Source organism: Trinickia sp. (assembly GCF_051953405.1).
Classification (GTDB): domain Bacteria; phylum Pseudomonadota; class Gammaproteobacteria; order Burkholderiales; family Burkholderiaceae; genus Trinickia.
The window spans coordinates 1-21,146 of sequence record NZ_JBQCIV010000129.1; the positions used below are offsets into that span (position 1 = coordinate 1).

22 protein-coding genes are annotated in these 21,146 nt (G+C 64.4%); 17 read left to right on the forward strand and 5 right to left on the reverse strand.

Annotated elements, in window-relative coordinates:
• The 8 genes from ACTHN9_RS23215 to ftsB form a co-directional block, all read left to right on the forward strand.
• The coding region (locus ACTHN9_RS23215; RefSeq protein WP_440539139.1) for an ABC transporter ATP-binding protein at positions 1–348 on the forward strand (348 nt) is incomplete at its 5' end.
• Positions 349–393: 45 nt separating this feature from the next.
• Entirely contained in the window at positions 394–1,182 is a 789-nt protein-coding gene (locus tag ACTHN9_RS23220) for a TatD family hydrolase (protein ID WP_440539140.1), read from the forward strand.
• 139 nt (positions 1,183–1,321) lie between these two features.
• A complete protein-coding gene (locus ACTHN9_RS23225; RefSeq protein ID WP_440539141.1) occupies positions 1,322–3,913 on the forward strand; it encodes a DNA internalization-related competence protein ComEC/Rec2 in 2,592 nt (863 codons plus the stop codon).
• Positions 3,914–3,941: 28 nt separating this feature from the next.
• Positions 3,942–4,745, forward strand: a complete 804-nt coding sequence (locus tag ACTHN9_RS23230; RefSeq protein WP_440539142.1) for an alpha/beta fold hydrolase — start codon at positions 3,942–3,944, stop codon at positions 4,743–4,745.
• A 78-nt stretch (positions 4,746–4,823) separates the two neighbouring features.
• The gene (locus tag ACTHN9_RS23235; protein ID WP_440539143.1) at positions 4,824–6,482 is read left to right on the forward strand and encodes a CTP synthase; all 1,659 of its coding nucleotides are present in this window, start codon (positions 4,824–4,826) and stop codon (positions 6,480–6,482) included.
• Entirely contained in the window at positions 6,479–7,333 is an 855-nt protein-coding gene (gene kdsA / locus ACTHN9_RS23240; RefSeq protein ID WP_440539144.1) for a 3-deoxy-8-phosphooctulonate synthase, read from the forward strand. Before ACTHN9_RS23235 ends, kdsA begins: the two co-directional genes overlap by 4 nt.
• 47 nt (positions 7,334–7,380) lie before the next feature.
• Entirely contained in the window at positions 7,381–8,664 is a 1,284-nt protein-coding gene (gene eno, locus ACTHN9_RS23245; protein WP_102611888.1) for a phosphopyruvate hydratase, read from the forward strand.
• 106 nt (positions 8,665–8,770) lie between these two features.
• Positions 8,771–9,229 carry a cell division protein FtsB gene (gene ftsB, locus ACTHN9_RS23250; RefSeq protein WP_440539146.1) on the forward strand — a complete coding sequence of 153 codons (459 nt, stop codon included), beginning with the start codon at positions 8,771–8,773 and terminating at the stop codon, positions 9,227–9,229.
• A 56-nt stretch (positions 9,230–9,285) separates the two neighbouring features.
• Here ftsB and ACTHN9_RS23255 read toward each other — a convergent pair whose 3' ends face one another.
• From ACTHN9_RS23255 to ACTHN9_RS23265, 3 genes are all read right to left on the reverse strand, one after another.
• Positions 9,286–9,720 (reverse strand): hypothetical protein, encoded by a 435-nt coding sequence (locus ACTHN9_RS23255; RefSeq protein WP_440539147.1) that lies wholly within the window; start codon positions 9,718–9,720, stop codon positions 9,286–9,288.
• Positions 9,721–9,796: 76 nt separating this feature from the next.
• A complete protein-coding gene (gene hslO, locus ACTHN9_RS23260) occupies positions 9,797–10,747 on the reverse strand; it encodes an Hsp33 family molecular chaperone HslO (RefSeq protein ID WP_440539148.1) in 951 nt (316 codons plus the stop codon).
• 68 nt (positions 10,748–10,815) lie between these two features.
• Entirely contained in the window at positions 10,816–11,340 is a 525-nt protein-coding gene (locus tag ACTHN9_RS23265; protein ID WP_440539150.1) for a gamma carbonic anhydrase family protein, read from the reverse strand.
• A gap of 177 nt (positions 11,341–11,517) precedes the next feature.
• On the opposite strand from ACTHN9_RS23265, the gene ACTHN9_RS23270 reads away from it, so the two are divergent.
• The 9 genes from ACTHN9_RS23270 to ACTHN9_RS23310 all read left to right on the forward strand — a co-directional run bounded on the left by ACTHN9_RS23270 (position 11,518) and on the right by ACTHN9_RS23310 (position 20,248).
• The gene (locus ACTHN9_RS23270; protein ID WP_440539151.1) at positions 11,518–12,405 is read left to right on the forward strand and encodes a ferritin-like domain-containing protein; all 888 of its coding nucleotides are present in this window, start codon (positions 11,518–11,520) and stop codon (positions 12,403–12,405) included.
• A gap of 177 nt (positions 12,406–12,582) precedes the next feature.
• Positions 12,583–13,467: an alpha/beta fold hydrolase gene (locus ACTHN9_RS23275; protein ID WP_440539152.1), complete on the forward strand. Its 885-nt coding sequence runs from the start codon at positions 12,583–12,585 to the stop codon at positions 13,465–13,467.
• 142 nt (positions 13,468–13,609) lie between these two features.
• A complete protein-coding gene (locus tag ACTHN9_RS23280) occupies positions 13,610–14,440 on the forward strand; it encodes a 3',5'-nucleoside bisphosphate phosphatase (RefSeq protein WP_440539153.1) in 831 nt (276 codons plus the stop codon).
• A gap of 108 nt (positions 14,441–14,548) precedes the next feature.
• On the forward strand, positions 14,549–15,178 hold the full coding sequence (locus ACTHN9_RS23285; RefSeq protein WP_440539154.1) for an L-threonylcarbamoyladenylate synthase: 630 nt from the start codon (positions 14,549–14,551) through the stop codon (positions 15,176–15,178).
• Between the two features lie 56 nt (positions 15,179–15,234).
• On the forward strand, positions 15,235–15,900 hold the full coding sequence (locus tag ACTHN9_RS23290; protein ID WP_440539155.1) for a site-2 protease family protein: 666 nt from the start codon (positions 15,235–15,237) through the stop codon (positions 15,898–15,900).
• 4 nt (positions 15,901–15,904) lie between these two features.
• Positions 15,905–17,107 carry a tryptophan--tRNA ligase gene (locus ACTHN9_RS23295; protein ID WP_440539156.1) on the forward strand — a complete coding sequence of 401 codons (1,203 nt, stop codon included), beginning with the start codon at positions 15,905–15,907 and terminating at the stop codon, positions 17,105–17,107.
• A gap of 169 nt (positions 17,108–17,276) precedes the next feature.
• Positions 17,277–18,194 (forward strand): 4-hydroxy-tetrahydrodipicolinate synthase, encoded by a 918-nt coding sequence (gene dapA, locus ACTHN9_RS23300; RefSeq protein ID WP_440539157.1) that lies wholly within the window; start codon positions 17,277–17,279, stop codon positions 18,192–18,194.
• A 122-nt stretch (positions 18,195–18,316) separates the two neighbouring features.
• Positions 18,317–19,450 (forward strand): outer membrane protein assembly factor BamC, encoded by a 1,134-nt coding sequence (gene bamC, locus ACTHN9_RS23305; protein ID WP_440539158.1) that lies wholly within the window; start codon positions 18,317–18,319, stop codon positions 19,448–19,450.
• A gap of 9 nt (positions 19,451–19,459) precedes the next feature.
• A complete protein-coding gene (locus ACTHN9_RS23310) occupies positions 19,460–20,248 on the forward strand; it encodes an MBL fold metallo-hydrolase (RefSeq protein WP_440539159.1) in 789 nt (262 codons plus the stop codon).
• A gap of 153 nt (positions 20,249–20,401) precedes the next feature.
• Here ACTHN9_RS23310 and ACTHN9_RS23315 read toward each other — a convergent pair whose 3' ends face one another.
• Together ACTHN9_RS23315 and ACTHN9_RS23320 are read right to left on the reverse strand one after the other, a co-directional pair.
• Positions 20,402–20,686 carry a hypothetical protein gene (locus ACTHN9_RS23315; protein WP_440539160.1) on the reverse strand — a complete coding sequence of 95 codons (285 nt, stop codon included), beginning with the start codon at positions 20,684–20,686 and terminating at the stop codon, positions 20,402–20,404.
• Between the two features lie 228 nt (positions 20,687–20,914).
• A partial coding sequence (locus ACTHN9_RS23320) for a winged helix domain-containing protein (protein ID WP_440539162.1) occupies positions 20,915–21,146 on the reverse strand: 232 nt, incomplete at its 5' end.

The window sequence follows — 21,146 nt, forward strand, 5'->3', positions numbered from 1 at the left end:
CTCGCGCCCGAGGACGCACGGCGCGAAGCGCTGGCCATGCTCGAACGCGTGGGCCTGGCTCACCGTGCGAAGCATCGTCCCGGCGAACTCTCGGGCGGGGAGCGTCAGCGTGTCGCGATCGCACGCGCGCTGGTGTCCAAGCCGGCCTGCGTGCTGGCCGACGAGCCGACCGGCAATCTCGACGGCGCAACGGCGGACAACGTCTTCAATCTCATGCTCGAATTGTCCGCCACGCTCGAAACGAGCTTCGTCATCGTCACGCACGATGTCGACTTGGCGGGCCGTTGCGATCGTATTTTGCGTCTGCGCGACGGCGTGCTGCACGAAGAACCGTCCGTTCCCGTCTAGCGCAAAAAGGGTAAAACGGGCAAAACGGCCTCACGGAGCGTCGCTATGTGGATCGATACGCACTGTCATCTGGACGCAGGCGAGTTCGACGGCGATCGCGAAACGGTCGCATTGGCCGCACAAGCTTGCGGGGTGGGGCGCATCGTGATCCCGGCCGTGGGGCGCGGAAACTTCTCGACCGTGCGTGCGCTGGCGCATCGCATCGCGGGCGGCGTCTATGCGCTCGGCATCCACCCGCTGTTCACCCGTGACGCGGGCGAGGCGGATCTCGAGGCGCTGCGCCGCGAGATCGAAGCGAGTCTCGACGATCCTCGGTTCGTCGGGATCGGCGAAATCGGACTCGACTACTTCGTGCCGGATCTCGACGACACGCGCCAACGCCATTTCTACGACGCACAACTCGCGCTCGCTCGCGAGTTCGACTTGCCCGTGATCTGCCACGTGCGCAAGTCGCAAGACCTCGTTCTCAAGGGCTTGCGCCGTTACGGCGTCAAACGTGGCATCGCCCACGCCTTCAACGGCAGCTTTCAGCAGGCGCAGGCGTTCATCGACCAAGGCGTGCGCCTCGGATTCGGCGGCAACGTAACGTTCGAGCGCTCCCGTCAGATTAGGCGGCTCGCCGCCGAACTGCCGCTCGCGGCGCTCGTCGTGGAAACCGACGCCCCCGACATTCCTCCCGCCTGGCTCTACAAGCAACGCAACGCACCCGATCAAGTACCGCGCATCGGTGCTGTCATCGCCGAATTGCGGGGCATCGGCATCGACGAACTCGCGGTAGGCACAATGGCCAACGCTCACGCCGCGCTGCCCCGTCTCGCGCTCGCTTGCGGATAATCGGCAATCGTTAGCGCCGTTCCCTGTTTCCGGGGCTGTTCTCGTGGCAACGCAGGCTCGTTCCGACACGCGGGCACGATCCTGCAGCCGAAGGTCGAGGCCGGATTCGCCTATCGGCGCGCTGATCGAAGGAGGGCGAGTGCGGACGATGCTGATCGGCTTCGCGCTGGGCATCGCGGCGCTGCAGCAACGCGCGGCATTGCCGGGCGCGGGGGAGTGGGGTGCGCTCGGGGCGCTGTTCGCAGCCGCGTGTGCTGTGCTCGTGCGGGAGCGAACGCGCGCGGCGTCGGCGTCCTTCCTTGCGCCCCGCTCGCGTCTGCACGAACGAGGGTTGGCTTCGTCGCGGGCCCTCGTCGCGCCTGCGGCGTGGTTCGTCGCCGCGCTGATCATGGGCCACACCTATGCGGCCGTGCGGGCGCAAGTACGATTGGCGCAAGCGCTGCCCGGCGCATGGGAATCGCGAGAACTCGCACTATCCGGCTACGTTCGAGGTCTGCCCGCCCAAGATGGGGCAAGCGCACGATTCATGTTTGCCGTCGATGTCGACGACGTTCGACGCCGCACCGGCATCGAGCGTTTCCCGTCGATCATCCAGCTCGCATGGAACGGTCGCGGCGCCCATGACGTGCCGCCGCTAAAGCCCGGCGATCGCTGGCGTTTCGCGGTGCGGCTCAAGCGCCCTCATGGTTACGCGAACTTCGGTGGGCACAATGCCGAAGCGGCGTTGCTTGCACGGGGCGTGCGGGCGACCGGCTACGTCGTCGCTGCCGCTCAGACGAAGCGGTTGCCCGGCCGAGGCGGCGGGTTCGGGACGGCGATCGATCGTGCGCGCTTCGCTTTACGCGCACGCGTCTCGCAGGCGCTGGCCGACGCCGCGCATCGCGGCATCGTGACGGCGCTCGCCATCGGCGCGCAGGAGGGCATCGCCGATGCCGACCGGCTCGTGCTGCGCCGGACCGGCACCAGTCATCTCGTCGCCGTGTCGGGGCTGCATATCGGCTTCGTCGCGGGGCTCTGCGCAACGCTCGCCGCTGCGTTGTGGCGCCGCTCGTGCGGATTCGGCGCGATGCTCGCGCGTGTCGGCGCCCGCGAATGGCCGCTCGTGGTACCCGCCCCGATCGTCGCGGCGGTGGCCGGCGTGGCGAGCGCGGCCGCCTATGCCGCGCTCGCGGGGTTCAACGTCCCGGCCCAGCGCGCTTTGTGGATGCTCGTGGCGGTCAGCGTGGCCTACGTGCTCGGCCATCGCGTCGCGTTCTCGCTCGTCCTTGCTTGGGCCGCGGCGCTCGTGCTTGTCGTCGATCCCTGGGCGCCGACCGCGGCCGGATTTTGGCTGTCGTTCGGGGCCGTCGGGTTCATCGCGTTTGCCATGCGAGGACGGCTTCGCGCACGCGAAGAGACGGAGGGCATGCTCGACCCAATCGAGGCGGCGCGCACGAGCGACCCAGGCTGGCAGGCACCGCTCGCGCCATCGCGCGGAACTGCTCGCGTCGTATGGCGCCGACGTCTCGCCGCCGCATACGGGCGATGCGCGGATGCAATTCGCGCCCAGTGGGCCGTGACGATCGGCTTGGCGCCGCTCACCGCCTTCTGGTTCTCGCAAGTCTCGCTTGTCGGCCCGCTCGCGAACGCCATCGCGGTGCCTTGGATCAGCGTGCTCGTCGTGCCGGTGGTGCTCGTCGCGCTCGCTTTGCCGGCGCCGCTCGATGGGCTCGCTTATGAACTCGCGCATGGTTTGCTGGCGCCGCTCATGAGCCTGCTCGACGCGCTGGCGCAATCGGCTTGGGCCGATCGTTATCCCGCGCAGCCGTCGTTGTGGGCGCTCGCCTCGGCGCTCGCTGGCGTTGCGCTGTGCCTGATGCCGCGCGGTTGGCCGTTGCGTTTCGCGGCACCGCTCGCGTGGCTGCCGCTGATCGCACCGCCGCCGCCCGGCATCGAGGAGGGCGCTTTCCGGCTCACCGCGCTCGACATCGGGCAGGGCGCGTCGATCCTCATCGAAACGCGTCGTCGCGCGCTCTTGTTCGATGCGGGCCCGGGCGCCGAATCGACGAATGCCGGCGAGCGGATCGTCGTCCCGTTTCTGCGGGCAAACGGCGTGGCGCGGCTCGATACCTTGGTCGTGAGCCACGGCGATGCGGATCACGCGGGCGGTGTGCCCGCGGTGCTCGAGGCATCCGATGTCGGCCAGGTGCTCGGCGGCTTGCCGCCCGTTCACCGCGTCTGGGATGCGTCGCGCGCAAGCGGGGGCGAGCGCTTGCGTTGCGCGGCGGGGCAGCGCTGGCGCTGGGACGGCGTCGATTTCGAGGTGCTGTGGCCCGATCCGGGACGGTTGCCGCGGCAGTCGAACGCGCAATCGTGCGTGTTGAAGGTCAGCGCGCGTGGCATGAGCGCTTTGCTGACGGGCGATATCGGGGCACCGGCGGAACGAACGCTCGTGAGCCGCGCGCCCGAGGCCTTGCGCGCCGACGTGCTGCTCGTCGCGCATCATGGAAGCAAGACATCGTCCACCGAGCCTTTCCTCGACTCGGTCGATCCGCGCGTGGCCATATTTCAGGTAGGCTATCGCAATCGCTTTCGCCATCCCCATCCGCAGGTATGGGCTCGCTTCGAAGCGCGCGGCATCACGCTCGCCCGGACGGACCGCGACGGCGCGATCCGAGTGGCCACGATCGACGGCCGGCTCGCGCTCGAGCGCTATCGAGAAACGCACACTCGCTACTGGATGGATCGATAAGGGCAAACGAACTTGGAGGCAGCGGCGCTTGAAAGACATCATCCACTTTTCGCATGCGAACGGTTTTCCGGCGTCGATTTACCGCACGCTGTTCGCCGAACTTTCCGATGATTACGAGCTTCGCTACATCGAGCGCATCGGCCACGATCCCCGCTATCCCGTCACGAGCGATTGGCCGCATCTCGTCGACGAATTGCTGGCCGATATCGGCCAGCGGTACGAGCGCCCCGTGTGGCTCGTGGGCCACTCGCTGGGCGGCTACTTGTCGCTCATGGCGGCGCTCAAGCACCCGCACTGGGTGCGCGGGGTCGTGATGCTCGACTCGCCCGTGATCGCCGGCTGGCGCGCGAACGTCTTGCGCTTCACGCAATGGACGGGGCTCGACGAGCGGCTTTCCCCCGCCGCGGCCACGCGCAAGCGCCGCACGCAATGGGCGAGCCGCGAAGAGGCCTGGCGCCACTTCCATGCCAAGAGCGCGTTCGCGCGTTGGGATGAGCGCGTTTTGTCCGATTACATCGATTTCGGCATTCCGCAAAACGCGCCGGACGGCAAACGCACGCTCGCCTTCAACCGCGAGATCGAATACCGGATCTATCGCACGTTGCCACGCACCCTGGGCCCGCGGCTCGCGCACGGCGCACCGGTGCCGCTCGGCTTCATCGCCGGCACGCACTCGAAGGAAATCCGGCAAGTAGGCCTCGAGGCGACGCAACGCGCGGCCCACGGCCGCGTCGAGTGGATGCAAGGGAGCCATCTGTTCCCGATGGAGCGGCCGATCGAGACGGCGCGGGCCCTGCAAGGGATGTTGAGGACGTTGCGCGACGCACGGTAGCGGTGGTGGTAGCGGGCTGGGGGCTGGGGTTCGGGCCAACCCTAAGGTATAATCCGTTTTTCCCGCGAGCATCCAGCGATGACCAAATATGTTTTCGTCACCGGCGGCGTAGTGTCGTCCCTCGGCAAGGGCATTGCCGCCGCTTCTCTCGCCGCGATTCTCGAATCGCGCGGTCTGAAAGTCACCCTCCTCAAGCTCGATCCCTACATCAACGTCGACCCCGGCACGATGAGCCCGTTTCAACACGGGGAAGTGTTCGTGACCGAAGACGGCGCAGAGACGGATCTCGACCTCGGTCACTACGAACGGTTCATCAGCACGAAGATGCGCCGCGCGAACAACTTCACGACTGGGCAGATCTACGAATCGGTGATTCGCAAGGAGCGTCGTGGCGATTACCTCGGCAAGACGGTGCAGGTGATCCCGCACATCACGAACGAAATCCAGGCATTCATCGAGCGCGGCGCGGCGTCGGCCACGTGCGGCGAGCCCGACGTGGCGATCGTCGAAATCGGCGGCACGGTCGGCGATATCGAATCGCTGCCGTTCCTCGAGGCGGCGCGGCAAATGAGCTTGCGTCTCGGCCGCAACAGCGCGTGCTTCGTCCATCTGACGCTCGTGCCGTTCATCGCCACGGCCGGCGAACTGAAGACGAAGCCGACCCAGCACAGCGTGCAGAAACTGCGCGAGATCGGGATCTTGCCGCACGTGCTGCTGTGCCGTGCCGATCGCCGCATTCCGGACGACGAGTGCAAGAAGATCTCGATGTTCTCGAACGTGCCCGAGGAAGCCGTCATTTCGGTGTGGGACGCCGACAGCATCTATAAGATTCCGCAGATGCTGCACGACCAAGGGCTCGATAGCATCATCTGCGACGAACTGAAGCTTCAGCCGAATCCGGCCGATTTGTCGATGTGGTCGGAGATCGTCGACAAGCTCGAACACCCCAAGCATGAAGTCACGATCGGCATGGTCGGCAAATACGTCGATCTGACGGAATCGTACAAATCGCTGATCGAAGCGCTGCGCCATGCCTCGGTGCATACGTCGACGAAGGTCAACATCGAGTACATCGATTCGGAACAGATCGAAGCCGAGGGTGTCGAAAGCCTCAAGCATCTCGACGCCGTGCTGGTACCGGGCGGTTTCGGCCGTCGCGGCACGGAAGGCAAGATTGCCGCGATCCGCTATGCGCGCGAAGCGAAGGTGCCGTATCTCGGCATCTGTCTCGGCATGCAGCTGGCCGTGATCGAGTTCGCCCGCGACGTCGTCGGCCTGCAAGGCGCGAACAGCACGGAATTCGATACCGCCACGGCGCATCGCGTCGTCGCGCTGATTACCGAGTGGTACGACCGCGAAGGGCGGGTCGAGAAGCGCTCGGACGATTCCGATCTCGGCGGCACGATGCGCCTGGGTTCGCAGCGTTGCCCGGTCAAGGCCGGCACGCTCGCCGAGGAAATTTACGGCAAGGATGTGAACGAGCGCCATCGTCACCGTTATGAAGTCAATAACCGCTACGTGCCGCAGCTCGAGGCCGGCGGCCTTATCATCAGCGCGCGTACGCCGAGCGAAGATTTGCCCGAGATGATGGAGCTGCCGCGCAGCCTGCATCCGTGGTTCGTCGGCGTGCAGTTCCACCCCGAGTTCACGTCGACGCCGCGCGACGGCCACCCGCTGTTCAAGTCGTTCGTCGAAGCGGCCTTGGCGTGTCACGAAGCGCGCAAGGAGAAGGCATGAAGCTGTGCGACTTCGAAGTCGGTCTCGATCGGCCGTTTTTCCTGATCGCGGGCACCTGCGTCGTCGAATCGGAGCAAATGACGATCGATACGGCGGGCCGGCTCAAAGAGATTTGCGCCAAGCTCGGCATCCCGTTCATTTATAAGTCGTCGTACGACAAGGCCAACCGCAGCTCGGGCAAGTCGTTCAGAGGCCTCGGCAGGGACGAAGGCTTGCGCATCCTGTCCGAAGTGAAGCGGCAGTTGGGCGTGCCGGTGCTCACCGACGTCCACGGCATCGACGAGATCGAACAGGTTGCATCGGTCGTCGACGTCTTGCAGACCCCGGCGTTTTTGTGCCGTCAAACCGATTTCATTCATGCCTGCGCGCGCTCGGGCAAGCCCGTCAACATCAAGAAGGGCCAGTTTCTCGCGCCGCACGACATGAAGAACGTCATCGACAAGGCGCGTGACGCCGCGCGCGAAGCGGGTTTGTCGGAAGACCGCTTCCTCGCATGCGAGCGCGGCGTATCGTTCGGCTACAACAACCTCGTCTCCGACATGCGCTCGCTTGCCATCATGCGCGAGACGGGCGCACCTGTCGTCTTCGACGCCACGCACTCCGTGCAACTGCCGGGCGGGCAGGGCACGAGTTCGGGCGGGCAGCGCGAATTCGTCCCGGTGCTGTCGCGCGCGGCCGTGGCCGTGGGCGTTGCGGGCTTGTTCATGGAGACGCACCCCGATCCCGCGTGCGCGTTGTCGGACGGCCCGAATGCCGTTCCGCTGCGTCGCATGGGCGACTTGCTGGAGACGCTGGTCGCATTGGATACCGTCGTGAAACGCACTCCGTTCATCGAGCGCGATTTCAACTGACTGCACCCGTCAAAACGAGAAATTCATCGTCTTTTCTAGAGGAAATCATGAGTGCAATCGTAGATATCATCGGCCGCGAAATTTTGGATTCCCGAGGCAACCCGACCGTCGAATGCGATGTGCTGCTCGAATCGGGCACGATGGGTCGTGCGGCGGTGCCGTCAGGCGCGTCGACGGGCTCGCGCGAGGCCATCGAGCTGCGTGACGGGGAAGCCGGCCGCTACAACGGCAAGGGCGTGCTCAAGGCGGTCGAACATATCAACACCGAGATTTCCGAGGCAATCATGGGCCTCGACGCATCGGAGCAAGCGTTCCTCGACAAGACGCTGCTCGAACTCGACGGCACCGACAACAAGTCGCGCCTCGGCGCGAACGCGATGCTGGCCGTTTCGATGGCTGTCGCCAAGGCGGCCGCCGAGGAAGCGGGCCTGCCCCTGTACCGTTACTTCGGCGGCTCGGGTGCGATGCAACTGCCCGTGCCGATGATGAACATCGTCAACGGCGGCGCGCACGCGAACAACAGCCTGGACATCCAAGAGTTCATGATCGTCCCGGTCAGCCAGCCCACCTTCCGCGAAGCGCTGCGCTGCGGCGCCGAAGTGTTCCACGCGCTGAAGAAGATCCTGTCCGATCGCGGCATGAGCACGGCGGTGGGCGACGAAGGCGGTTTCGCGCCGAACTTCGGCAGCAACGCCGAATGCCTCTCGGCCATCTTGCAAGCCATCGAGAAGGCCGGCTACCGCGCAGGCGAAGACGTCTTGCTCGCGCTCGACTGCGCGGCCAGCGAGTTCTATCACGACGGCAAATACCAACTGGCCGGTGAAGGGCTGCAGTTGTCGTCGGCCGAGTTCACCGATTACCTGGCAACGCTCGCCGATAAATTCCCGATCGTCTCGATCGAAGACGGGATGCACGAGAGCGACTGGGACGGCTGGAAGCTGCTGACGGATAAGCTCGGCAAGAAGATCCAACTCGTCGGCGACGATCTGTTCGTGACGAACACGCGTATCCTGAAGGAAGGCATCGAAAAGGGCATCGCGAACTCGATCCTGATCAAGATCAACCAGATCGGCACGTTGACCGAAACGTTCGCCGCGATCGAAATGGCGAAGCGTGCGGGCTACACGGCTGTCATCTCGCACCGCTCGGGCGAGACGGAAGACTCGACCATCGCCGACATCGCCGTGGGCCTGAACGCCGGCCAGATCAAGACGGGTTCGCTCTCGCGCAGCGATCGCATCTCGAAGTACAACCAATTGCTGCGTATCGAGGAAGATCTCGGCGACATCGCCAGCTACCCCGGCAAGTCGACGTTCTACAATCTGCGTTGACGCGTCCGTCGCCTCACTCGTTCGTTTAGCGTGCCGCCCCGTGCTTCACCCCCAAGGCTATGCCTTTGGGGGCGCACGGGGCGATTTTGAATCTGCGGCCTTTTGAATGCGCCTCGTCACCGTCGTCCTCCTCGCCTTGCTCGCGCTGATTCAGTATCCGCTCTGGTGGGGCCATGGCGGGTGGCTGAGCGTTCACGAACTGCGTGGCGAATTAGCCGCGCAACAGCAAAAGAACGCCGACGAAAAATTGCGCAACGAGCGCATCGAGGGCGAAGTGCAAGACTTGCAGAACGGCACGTCCGCGGTGGAAGAGCGGGCGCGCTACGAGATGGGGATGGTCAAGAACGGGGAAGTGTTCGTGCAGTTCGTATCGCCGAACGCGACTTCCAATGCACCTGTCACGCTCGTGCCGAGCAACACGTCCACGCGCGGAGAAGTCTCGGCCGCACCCGTAAGCGTCGTACCGAACCCGGTTTCACGCGAAAAGCCGAAGCGCGCGGAAAAAAAGCGCGCCGCCGAGAAGGCTAAACACGCGGCTGCGCCCAAGCATCGCAGCGCGGGTTGATCCTTCGCGACGCGCGATACGCGAGATGCGGCGGACGAAACGCCGCGCCCGCGTGCTTACCACCACCAGCCCGGATAGTAGCCGGGACTGTAATACCCCACACCCCAACCGCTGTTCCATCCGCCGTAATATCCGCCGAAGCTGACGGCCGGCGAGTCATAGTAGGGCGCGTAGTATCGCGCCCACGCGCCGGCGGCGATCGCATCGTTTTGTTCGCGAATGACCTGCTTATCGATCTCGGCATAGCGCTTTTGCTCTTCCGGGCTCAGCCGATGTGCGCTCTCGCCGGCGCCTGGTTGACCGGGCGCGAGACGGCTCAGTATCACGCCTGACGGCGGCGGGGGCGGGCCGACGACGCATCCGGACAGTGCGGCAATCGCGCTTGCGCAAATAACGAGGGCCGCGATGCGCCGGGGCGCACGTGCGAATGGATGCGGCCTAACGGCGCAAAGGGGGCGGAGGGGGCGAAGGGGGCGGGGCAATGCGTTCATGGGTGGCGAACTCCGAATGTCTCGACGAGCGACGCGCGCGAGCGGCCGTGCCACGAGCAGCCGACCCGTGCGCCGCTCAGTGCCGTTGCGACTGCACCGGCGCGACACCGGCCGCCACTTCGCTGGCTGCGAATAGCTGGGCGATATCGACCGGGTCGAACTCGTAGCGTTGGTTGCAGTACTCGCAATGGATTTCCACTTGGCCTTGCTCGACCAGGACGCTCTCCACTTCCTCGCGCCCGAGCATCTTCAGCATCGAACCGACGCGCTCGCGCGTGCAGCTGCATTCGAAGCGCGTGAGCGCCGGCGCGAAGTGCTGCACGTTCTCTTGCCAAAATAGACGCCTGAAGACTGTCTGCGGTTCCTCTTTGAGCAGTTCGTCCTGCGAGAGCGTGCCGCCGAGCACGCAGACGCGCTCCCAGGTATCGGCGTCGTGTTCGCCGGCATGCGGCACGATGCCGCCGTCGCCGGGCAATTTCTGCAGCAGCATGCCGACGGCGCGCTCGGTATTGGCGGCAAGCCATAGCCGCGTATCGAGCTGTTCCGAATGATGCATGTAGTGTTCGAGCACTTGCGCGATCGACTGCAGCGGGCCGTCTACGCCGTTGAGCGGCACGATGCCCTGATAGGGCTGCTGGCCGGGCAGCTTGTTGTTCGGATCGAGCGTGATGACGCAGCGCCCGTGACCGCTCGCGTTGAGCAGCTCGACGAACGAAAGATCGCCGTTCAGCGTTTCGTCGTATTCGCTCGACATCTTCGCCGTTGCGCGCATCGTCAATTCGGAGCTGCACTGCACGACGAGCATTTTGATCGGACCGTCACCGAAAATTTGCATGATCATCGTGCCGTCGAATTTTAGGTTCGCGGACAACAAGGCGCAGGCGGCCATCATTTCGCCGAGGATATCGCGCACCGCAGTGGGGTACTGTCGGCGCGTGAGCACTTCCTGCCACGTGTTTCGCAGGGAAACGATCTCGCCCCGCACCGGCGCGGCGGCGAACATGAATTTTTGCAACTGGTCGTCCACAACTTTTCCTTCAATCAACGATGCCGCCGGCATTCCCGGCGGCGAAGCGGCATCCCGAACACCGCGCTTTAGCCGATCCGCACGAGCTGTGCCTTGAACAAGTCGCGGCGGTCGACATAGTTTTTGGCACTCTGTTCGAGGCCTTTCACTTCCTCGTCCGTCAGTTCCCGAGCCACGCGAGCCGGTGCACCCAAAATTAGCGAGCGGTCGGGGAACGTTTTGTTTTCGGTGACGACGCTGCCCGCGCCCACCAGGCAGTGGCGGCCGATGACCGCACCGTTCAAGATCACCGCTTGAATCCCCACGAGCGAGCCGTCGCCGATCGTGCAGCCGTGCAGCATCGCCTGGTGTCCGACCGTCACGTCTTTGCCGATCGAAAGCGGGCGGCCCGGATCGGTGTGGAGCACGGCGCCTTCTTGCACGTTGCTGCCCTCGCCGATCGCGATCGGCTCGTTGTCGCCACGAATGGCCGCACCGAACCAGACGCTGGCGTTTTCTTCGAGCGTGACCTTGCCGACGATGGTGGCGGTATCGGCCACGAAGACGCTTTCGTGAATCGTGGGAGCGTGTTCTCCCAGCTTGTAGATCGGCACAATGTCTCCTTTGGCGAGCGGCGCGCGGCCGGTACAATGCCGCGGCATGAAAGCGCGGGCACGCGCGGTGTCGAATCGCATATTGTAAACGGTCCGCCCATGTGCGGTGGCGGGGCGCTCCCGCGCCGATATGCCGCCGCCGTCCCGCGTCCCGCTACTTGCGAAGTGTCCCTATCGATGAACCGTCTCGCATCCCACCCTTTTTCGACCGACGACCCGGCGCCCAGCATGCGCCGCTTGGCGCTCGCGGCGCTATGCGAACGGGAGCCGGGCGCGAAGGTTGCCGCGGTCGGTACGTTGCGCGACCGCTACGAGGCAGGCGATGCGGTATGTCGCCCGGAGGAGCGCATCGAGGAATCGGCGCTCGTGCCCGGTCGTCCCGCTAGGCCGGAACTCGTCGAGCCCCGTGCGTTGCGCCACCGCGGCATGCAGACCGAAGAGGGCCGCGCCGTTTTGCTCCATGCGATCGCGCATATCGAATTCAATGCGATCAACCTGGCGCTCGACGCCGTATGGCGGTTCGCGGGTATGCCGGAGGCGTTCTACGCCGACTGGCTGCGCGTGGCGGTAGAAGAAGCGCATCATTTCGGGCTGCTGCAAGCGCGCCTGGTCGAATTCGGCCATACCTACGGCGATTTCCCGGCTCACGACGGGCTGTGGGACATGTGTGCGCGCACGCGCGACGACGTATTGGCACGCATGGCGCTCGTGCCGCGCACGCTAGAGGCGCGCGGGCTCGATGCGTCGCCGCCGATTCGCGCGCGTCTCATGCAAGCGGGCGATGCGGCTTCGGCCGCGATACTCGATGTGATTCTGCGCGACGAGATCGGCCACGTGCGCATCGGCAACCGATGGTTTCGGTCTCTTTGCCACGCGCGGGGATCGGAGCCGCACGAGACGTATGCGCGTCTGGCCGAGCAATATCGGGCGCCGCGATTGCGCGGGCCGTTCAACTTCGACGCCAGACGCGAGGCGGGGTTCGACGAGGCGGAACTGACGGCATTGGCGGCCCAGGCGTCCACGGCGGCAAACGAACCCGACACTGCGAAGCCGCGCGAGCGCTGACCCGGCAAAGCGTCGGATGATCGGACCCGCGCCGCGGGGAAGCCGGGCATAGCCGGCTCTCGGTGCATTGCTGCAAGCGTTCGTTTACCTCGCGGCGCCCGGGCACCGCAGCGAAACTTTCGAGAGCCCGATATAATCGAACGACCATTCTTTTTTTGTCGCGCTCGTCGATAGACTATGAACACTCCGCAATCCGATTTCGTGACCGTGCGTGGCGTCAAGCTGCACGTTCGGCGCTGGGGCAACCCCGACGCGCCCACGCTGTTCATGCTGCATGGCTGGATGGACGTTTCCGCATCGTTTCAATTCGTGGTCGATGCGCTCGGCGGCGATTGGCAGGTGATCGCCCCCGATGCGCGCGGGTTCGGGCTCTCCGACTGGCCGGTGGCCGAACGGGGCGGCGGGCATTACTGGTTTCACGAGTACCTGTCCGATCTCGAGGCGTTGCTCGATCGCTACGCGCCGACAGGGCAGGTCAATCTCGTGGGGCACAGCATGGGGGCGAACGTCGTGTGCCTGTATGCGGGGGCGCGGCCGGAGCGGGTCCGGCGCGTCGTCGATCTGGAAGGGTTCGGGCTCGCGCCGGCGCGCCCGAGCGATTGGCCGCGGCGCCTTGCAACGTGGCTCGACGACATTCGCGAACCGGCGCAGCTCAAGACCTACGCGACGCTCGACGATGTCGCCGCTCGCCTGATCAAGACGAATCCCCGGCTCGCGCCCGAGCGTGCACGCTTTCTGGCGCGCCATTGGGCCAAGCGCTCGGATGATGGCCGCTACATGTTGCTGGCCGACCCGGCGCACAAACATCATGGGCCGCTGCTCTACCGTCTCGACGAGGTGATGGCGGTGTGGTCGAACGTCGCGGCCAAGGTTTTGCACGTGGAAGCGGTGGGGTCTCCCACCTTGGCGATGCTGGCCGGCGAGATTCCGCTCGACGAATACAAAGCGCGTTTTCAGGCGTTTCCCGATTGGCGCGAGAAGCTCATCGAGGATGCCGGCCACATGGTTCACCACGACCAACCCGAGCAGATCGCGGCACTGATCGAAGCGTTTTGCGCGTGAACTCCGCGCCGGACGCCCAGCGTTCGGCGCCCGCGGCGAGACGGCTTGCGAAGACGCGCCGCGAGGCGTTTCGCGACGAGCGGATGACCGGCCGAATTTGTCCGTTGCGGGTAAAATAGGACGATCACTCGATCTCCAAAGCATGAACGCCGACCTCCATTGTCATTCGAACGTCTCCGACGGCCAGCTCGCGCCCTTTGAGGTCGCGCGCCGCGCGCACGCGGGCGGCGTAAGCCTGTGGGCGCTGACCGATCACGACGAAGTGGCCGGGCAGGCGCAGGCTCGCAGCGAGGCCGAATCGCTCGGCATGGGGTACGTCACGGGGGTGGAAATCTCGGTGACATGGGCGTCGCGCACGGTGCACGTCGTCGGGCTCGGGATCGACACGGCGTGCCCGGCGCTCGTTGCGGGGCTGCTCGCCACGCGCAGCGGTCGGACCGCGCGTGCCCAAGCAATGGCCGATGCGCTCGCCGCGCTCGGCATCGAAGGGGCTTACGAGGGCGCGCTGCGCTATGTGTCGAACCCCGATCTCATCTCGCGCACGCACTTTGCCCGGTTCCTGGTGGAGAAGGGCTATGCGCAATCGACGCCCGACGTCTTCGAACGGTATCTCGGCGAAGGCAAGCCAGGCTACGTGCCGCACCGGTGGGCCTCGCTCGAGGAGGCGGTGCAATGGATCGGCGCCGCGGGTGGGGTTGCGGTCATTGCGCATCCTGGCCGCTACAAATACACGCCCCTGGAATTCGATACGTTGTTCGGCCAATTTTTGGAGTTAGGCGGGAAGGCCATCGAAGTGGTGACGGGCAGCCACACGCCCGACCAATACCGCGAATATGCCGACGTCGCTCGCCGTTTCGGTTTCGAGGCGTCGCGCGGGTCGGACTTCCATGCGCCGTCGGAAGGGCGCACCGAACTCGGCAAGCTGCCGCCGTTGCCGTCCGATCTCACGCCCGTCTGGGAGCGCTGGCTGTAGGCTCGGCGCTTTCGCTTCATCCGGTTCGCGGCCAGCCCCATCGTCCGCGGCATCATGCGAGGCCCGTACCGGGGCGTCGCCGTTTCCGCCGGCTCATCGATCGCTCTCATGTCCCAATTTTTCCGGATTCATCCTGACAATCCGCAGCCTCGCCTGATCGCGCAAGCGATCCAGATCGTCAAGGACGGCGGCGTGATCGCCTTGCCCACCGATTCGAGCTACGCCCTCGCTTGCCGGCTCGACGACAAAAACGCCGTGACGCGTCTGCGCCGCATTCGCGGGCTCGACGAGCGGCAGCATTTGTCGCTGCTCGTGCGCGACTTGTCGGAACTCGCCACGTTCGCGATGGTCGACAATCGGCAGTTTCGCCTGATCAAGTCCGTCACGCCGGGGCCGTACGTTTTCATTTTGCTGGCGACGAAAGAAGTGCCGCGGCGCCTGTCGCATCCGTCGCGTAAGACGATCGGATTGCGCGTTCCCGACCATGCGATCACGCTCGCGCTGCTAGAAGCACTGGGCGAGCCGTTGATCGCCACGACGCTGATTCTCCCCTCCGAAGACGAGCCGTTAAACGATCCGGAAGAAATCCGTTCGCGTCTCGAAAAAGAAATCGATTTAGTGATCGACGGCGGCGCTTGCCCGCGGGAACCGTCGACGGTCATCGACCTGACGAGCGAGGAGCCTGTGCTCGTGCGCGCCGGGCGTGGGGCGCTGGAACCGTTCGGGCTCTCGGCATAGCGAACGGAACCCCCGCGCGGGCGGGGCCGAGCCCGGGTGCTTGTTACAATACTTCCATGAATCCCTCTTTAATCCAGACGATCGTCGTTTATGCGCTGCCCGTGATTTTCGCCATCACGCTACACGAGGCGGCGCACGGCTATGTGGCGCGCCTGCTCGGCGACAACACGGCCTACATGATGGGGCGCGTATCGTTCAATCCGATGCGCCACATCGATCCGCTCGGCACGATCGCCATCCCGTTGCTGCTCTATTTCGTCACGGGCGGCTCCTTTTTGTTCGGCTACGCGAAGCCCGTTCCCGTGGCGTTTCGGAACCTGCGCAATCCGCGCTGGGGGACGTTTTGGGTGGCGTTGGCCGGCCCGCTATGCAACTTCGTGCAAGCGCTGCTTTGGGGTGTCGTCAGCATCATGCTCCCGGCGCTCGGCATCGATGAACCGTTCTTCACGCGCATGGCGAGCGCGGGTGTCGGCGTCAATCTCGTGCTCTGCGTGCTGAACCTGTTCCCGTTGCCGCCGCTCGACGGCGGTCGCGTATTGACGGCGCTGTTGCCTCCGCGACAGGCGATTTCGCTCGCCCGTTTGGAGCCTTACGGTTTTTTCATCGTCATGGTGCTCGTGATGACGGGCCTTCTGACGAAAGTGTGGCTAGGCCCGCTTATTTCGGTCGGCTACGATGCCGTGACGATCCTCCTGACTCCTCTTGCTTCGCTCCTGAACTGACACCATGTTTCCAGACCGCATCTTCTCCGGCATGCGCCCGACAGGGTCGCTTCACCTCGGCCACTACCACGGTGTGCTCAAGAACTGGGTTCGGCTCCAGTCGGAATATCCGTGCTTCTTTTGCGTTGTCGATTGGCACGCGCTGACAACGCACTACGAGACGCCCGAGGTGATCGAAAAGAATGTCTGGGAGGTGTTGATCGACTGGCTCGCCTCGGGTATCGATCCGGCGCAGGCCACCCTGTTCATCCAAAGCCGCGTACCGGAGCATGCCGAACTCGCGTTGCTGCTAGGCATGAGCGCGCCGCTCGGCTGGCTCGAGCGGGTGCCGACCTACAAGGAGCAGATCGAGAAGCTCAAGGACAAGGATTTGTCGACGTACGGCTTCCTGGGCTATCCGGTGTTGATGGCGGCCGATATTTTGCTCTACCGCGGATCGCTGGTGCCCGTCGGCGAAGACCAAGTACCGCACGTCGAAATGACGCGCGAGATCGCGCGCCGGTTCAATTATCTCTACGGGCGCGAGCCGGGCTTCGAGGAAAAGGCGCTCGAAGCGGCGAAAAAACTCGGCGGCAAGCGGGCGAAGCTCTATCACGAACTGCGCAACGCCTACCAGCAAGACGGCGACGACGAAGCGCTCGAGCAAGCGCGCGCGATGCTGCAAGAGTCGCAGAGCTTGTCGATGAACGACCGCGAGCGGCTGTTCGGCTATCTCGAGGGCTCGCGCAAGATCATCCTCGTCGAGCCGCAAGTGTTGCTGACCAAGGCGTCGCGCATGCCGGGCCTCGACGGGCAAAAGATGTCGAAGTCGTACGGCAATACGATCGGCTTGCGCGAAGACGCGGAGACGATCACGAAGAAGGTTCGCACGATGCCGACCGATCCCGCGCGGGTGCGCCGCACCGACCCCGGCGATCCGGACAAGTGCCCGGTCTGGCAACTGCACCAGGTCTACTCCGACGAAACGACGCACCAGTGGGTGCAACAAGGGTGCCGTTCCGCGGGGATCGGCTGCCTCGAGTGCAAACAGCCCGTGATCGAAGGCATTTTGCGCGAACAGCAGCCGATGCTCGAGCGCGCCCAGAAATACATGGACGATCCGTCGTTGCTGCGCGCGATCGTGGCCGACGGCTGCGACAAGGCGCGCAAGTTCGCGACGGAGACGATGCGCGACGTGCGCGAGGCGATGGGCTTGTCGTATTCGTAAGGACAGTACTGGTCGCTTGCCCGGCCCGCTTTCTTGCAGCGAATTTGCGCCGTTCTACCGGAGCGAAGCGCTGCGAGAGAGCGGTTCGGCCGTCGCGACGCTCGCTCGTTACGATTTGGCCGGTTAATCCGCTACAATCGCGTTTTCACGTTTGAATTCATGGCGTTTCATGGCTAACGGCACATCCAGCGGTACCCAAGGCGGCCTGCGCATTGGCGGCAGCATTCCGGCGATCGTCACACCGATGCTGGAAGACGGCGGGCTCGATCTGCCGGCGTTTCGCAAGCTGATCGATTGGCATATCGAGGAGGGGACCGACGCGCTTTGTGTCGTCGGAACGAGCGGCGAATCGGCCACGTTAGCGGTCGAAGAGCACGTCCTCATGATCAAGACAGCCGTGGAGCACACGGCGGGGCGCATTCCCGTCATCGCGGGCGCGGGCGGCAATTCGACGGTCGAAGCCATCGAATTGACGAAACAGGCGAAGGCCATCGGTGCCGACGCCACGCTGCAAGTCGTCCCTTACTACAACAAGCCGACGCAAGAGGGCATCTATCGCCATTTCGCGAAGATCGCGGAATCGGTCGATCTCCCCGTCATTCTGTACAACGTGCCGGGCCGAACGGTCGCCGATATGGCAACCGAAACCGCGCTGCGGCTCGCGCAAGTGCCGGGCATCATCGGCATCAAGGAAGCGACGGGCAACCTGGAGCGTGCGGCGCACCTGATCAAAGGCGCACCCGCCGGTTTCTCGATTTTCAGCGGGGACGACCCGACCGCCATCGCACTCATGCTGCTCGGCGGGCACGGTAACATCTCGGTGACGGCGAACGTCGCGCCGCGTGCGATGAGCGAGCTGTGCAAGGCGGCGATCGCAGGCGACGCGAAAACCGCGCGCGACATTCACTTCAAGCTGCTGTCGGTGCACAAGAACCTGTTCATCGAAGCGAATCCGATCCCGGTGAAATGGGCGCTCGAGCAAATGGGGCGTATCAAGGGCGGCATCCGGCTGCCGCTGACGCCGCTCGATGCACGCTGCCACGAGGTGGTGCGCGGTGCATTGGTCGAAGCCGGTCTGCTCGGTTAAAACGAGCCGGCAGGCAGCGGCGTCGCCTTTTCGGATTCATTGCATTCATCGGCGTCGGTATAGCGTCGTAGTCGCGCGCTCGGCGCCGTCGTAGGCATGTGTTGCGCATCACGAAGGACCTCATGAAACGTTCCGCTTTCTCTTTCCCTGCCATCCGCGCTTTAGCGCTCGTCCTCGCCGTTTCCACGCTCGCGGGGTGCGATACGCTCAACGATTGGTTTGCCACCGATCGCGTCGATTACAAATCGACCGGGTCGGCGCCCCCGCTGAAGGTGCCGAGCGATCTCGAGGCGGCCAAGGTGCAGCCGCAGTACACGGCACCGCCCGTCAGTGCCGCGCTCGGCGGCGCGCCGTCGCGCAATGTCACGTCAGCCGGTAATTCGAGCGAGGGCGTCCCGACCGCGCAAGATCCGCTCGGCATGCACGTCGAACGCGACGGCGATCGCCGCTGGCTCGTGGTCGATGGGCGCGCGCCCGATCAGCTATGGCCGCAGCTCGAGGAGTTTTGGAAAGCGAACGGCTTCGTGCTGAAGACCGATGCGCCGGCAACGGGGATCATGACGACCGATTGGGCCGAGAACCGCGCGAACATTCCCGACGATTGGTTCCGGCGCACGATCGGCCACGTGATCGATTTCGCTTACTCGTCGGGTACGCGCGACAGCTTCCGTACGCTCGTCGAGCGCGGGGCCAACGGCACCACCGACATTTCGATCACGCACAGCGCGCTCGAAGAGATGTTGACGGGGCAGGACAAGTCTTCGTCGCGGTGGATCGAGCGTCCGCGTAACCCGGTGCTCGAAGCCGTGTTCTTGTCGAAGCTGATGGAGCAATTCGGTCTGACCGAAGCCCAGTCGAAGCAACTGCTCGCCGATGCGCGGCCAGCGTCGGCGCCGGCCACGATCGATATGAGCGGCGGCGCGACGACGCTGGATCTGGCCGATCGGTTCGACGTCGCGTGGTTGCGCGTCGGGCTCGCGCTCGATCGCACGAATTTTACGGTCGATAATCGCGATCGCGAAAAGGGCATCTACTACGTTCGCTACGCCGATTCGACACAAGAACTCAAGCGCGACGGGTTGTTCGGCAAGCTGTTCTATAGCGCGCCCAAGCAAAAGAGCGGCAAGGAGTTCCTCGTCAACGTTCAAGCGAAGGGCACGGGCACCGAAGTATCCGTTGTCGATGCAAGCGGGCAGGCGGATACTTCGTCCGAAGCCAAGAACCTCATTTCGCTGCTGCACGCGCAACTGAACTGATCTTCACTCATGCGTTTCGCTAGCCTCGGCAGCGGTAGCGAGGGCAACGCCCTCGTCGTCGAGGCCACGAGCGGCCAGACCACGACCCGGGTGCTGCTCGATTGCGGGTTCTCCGCCAAAGAGCTGGAACGCCGGTTGGCCCGCCTCCAATGCGGCATCGACGCGCTCGATGCCGTTCTTATCACCCACGAACACAGCGACCACATCGGCAGCGCCTTGACGCTTGCGCGCAAGTGGTCGTTGCCGCTCTATATGAGCTGGGGGACGGCGAAGGCCGTGGGGGCCGATAGTGCCGACGTCGATTTGCACGTGCTCTGGGGCGACGAGACGGCCGCGATCGGCGATCTCCAGGTGTTGCCCTATACGGTGCCCCACGACGCGCGCGAGCCGCTCCAATTCGTTTTCTCCGACGGCGCACGCCGTTTAGGCGTCCTAACGGATGTCGGCACCTCTACGCCGCATATCACGGCCATGCTAAGCGGTTGCGATGCCCTCGTGCTCGAATGCAATCACGACGCGCGCATGCTGGCGACGAGCCGGTATCCGCAGTCGTTGAAGGCGCGCATCGGCGGCAGTCATGGGCATTTGAGCAACGATGCGGCGGCGGGAATTCTGCAAGCGTTGGATCGGACGCGGCTCTCGCATGTCGTGGCTGCGCATTTGAGCCAACAGAACAATTTGCCGGAGCTTGCGCAAGGGGCGCTGGCTGGCGTGCTAGGCGCGGCCGCCGAGGACGTCGTGGTCGCCACGCAGGAGCGGGGATTCGACTGGTTGCGATGCGGTGGGAGTGGGGGGTGAGCTAGGGCGACCCGTCGTGTGTTCGATCGCGCACAGCGATCTGCCGCTCGGCGGCGCAGCGAGGCAAACGGAAATAGCCTTTCTCGCGATTCGTACGGGCAACAAAAAACCGGCTCAAGGCCGGTTTTTTGTTGCCTCGTTGCAGGCAGAGGCTTACTGGCTTGCGCCCGAAGCGGCAGCAGCACCCGACGCAGCAGCGTCCGAAGCAGCAGCAGCGCTCGAAGCGGCAGCACCAGCGTCGCTCGCAGCAGCCGTGGCGTCGCTCGCAGCAGCGGCAGCGCCCGAAGCAGCAGCGCCCGAATCCGAAGCAGCAGCAGCCGGAGCCGAAGCGGCGGCAGCGTCGCTAGCCGGAGCGGCAGCGTTTTGGTCGCTGCTCTTGTTGCACGCAGCGAGTGCAACAGCTGCCAACAGGGATGCTACGAGGAGGGATTTCTTCATGATCACGTCCTTTTATGGTTAAAGGTAAGCAACAGCGCGAAATAATACCGGTAATGTGCTCCAACACCAACCTAGGCCGCTGGTGGGATGCACTTCAGAGCGTGAATCTTCCCCACGGCTTGGGCGGAAATTATATGCACTTTCGTATCGACCGTCGACAAAGCAGGGTCAATACGTTGCCTTTCTCATACAGAATTTAACCGTAATCGATAGGTTGGGCGGCCAGCTTCATGGGAATGCGCCGACTCGTACCCAGCCGGCACGATACCACTCGTACAGCAGGCCTGTCACCGACCCATCGGTCGAGAGTGTTACAAAGCGTTTCCCCTCCATTCGTCGAGCGTCGGCCAATTCGCAGAGCCATTTGCGACTGCGGGGAAGGGCCGATTCTTCACCGTTGATGAAGTAGGTTCGGGCGCCATAAAGCAGCGATGCCTTGTTGTCGAGACGAAGACCGTGG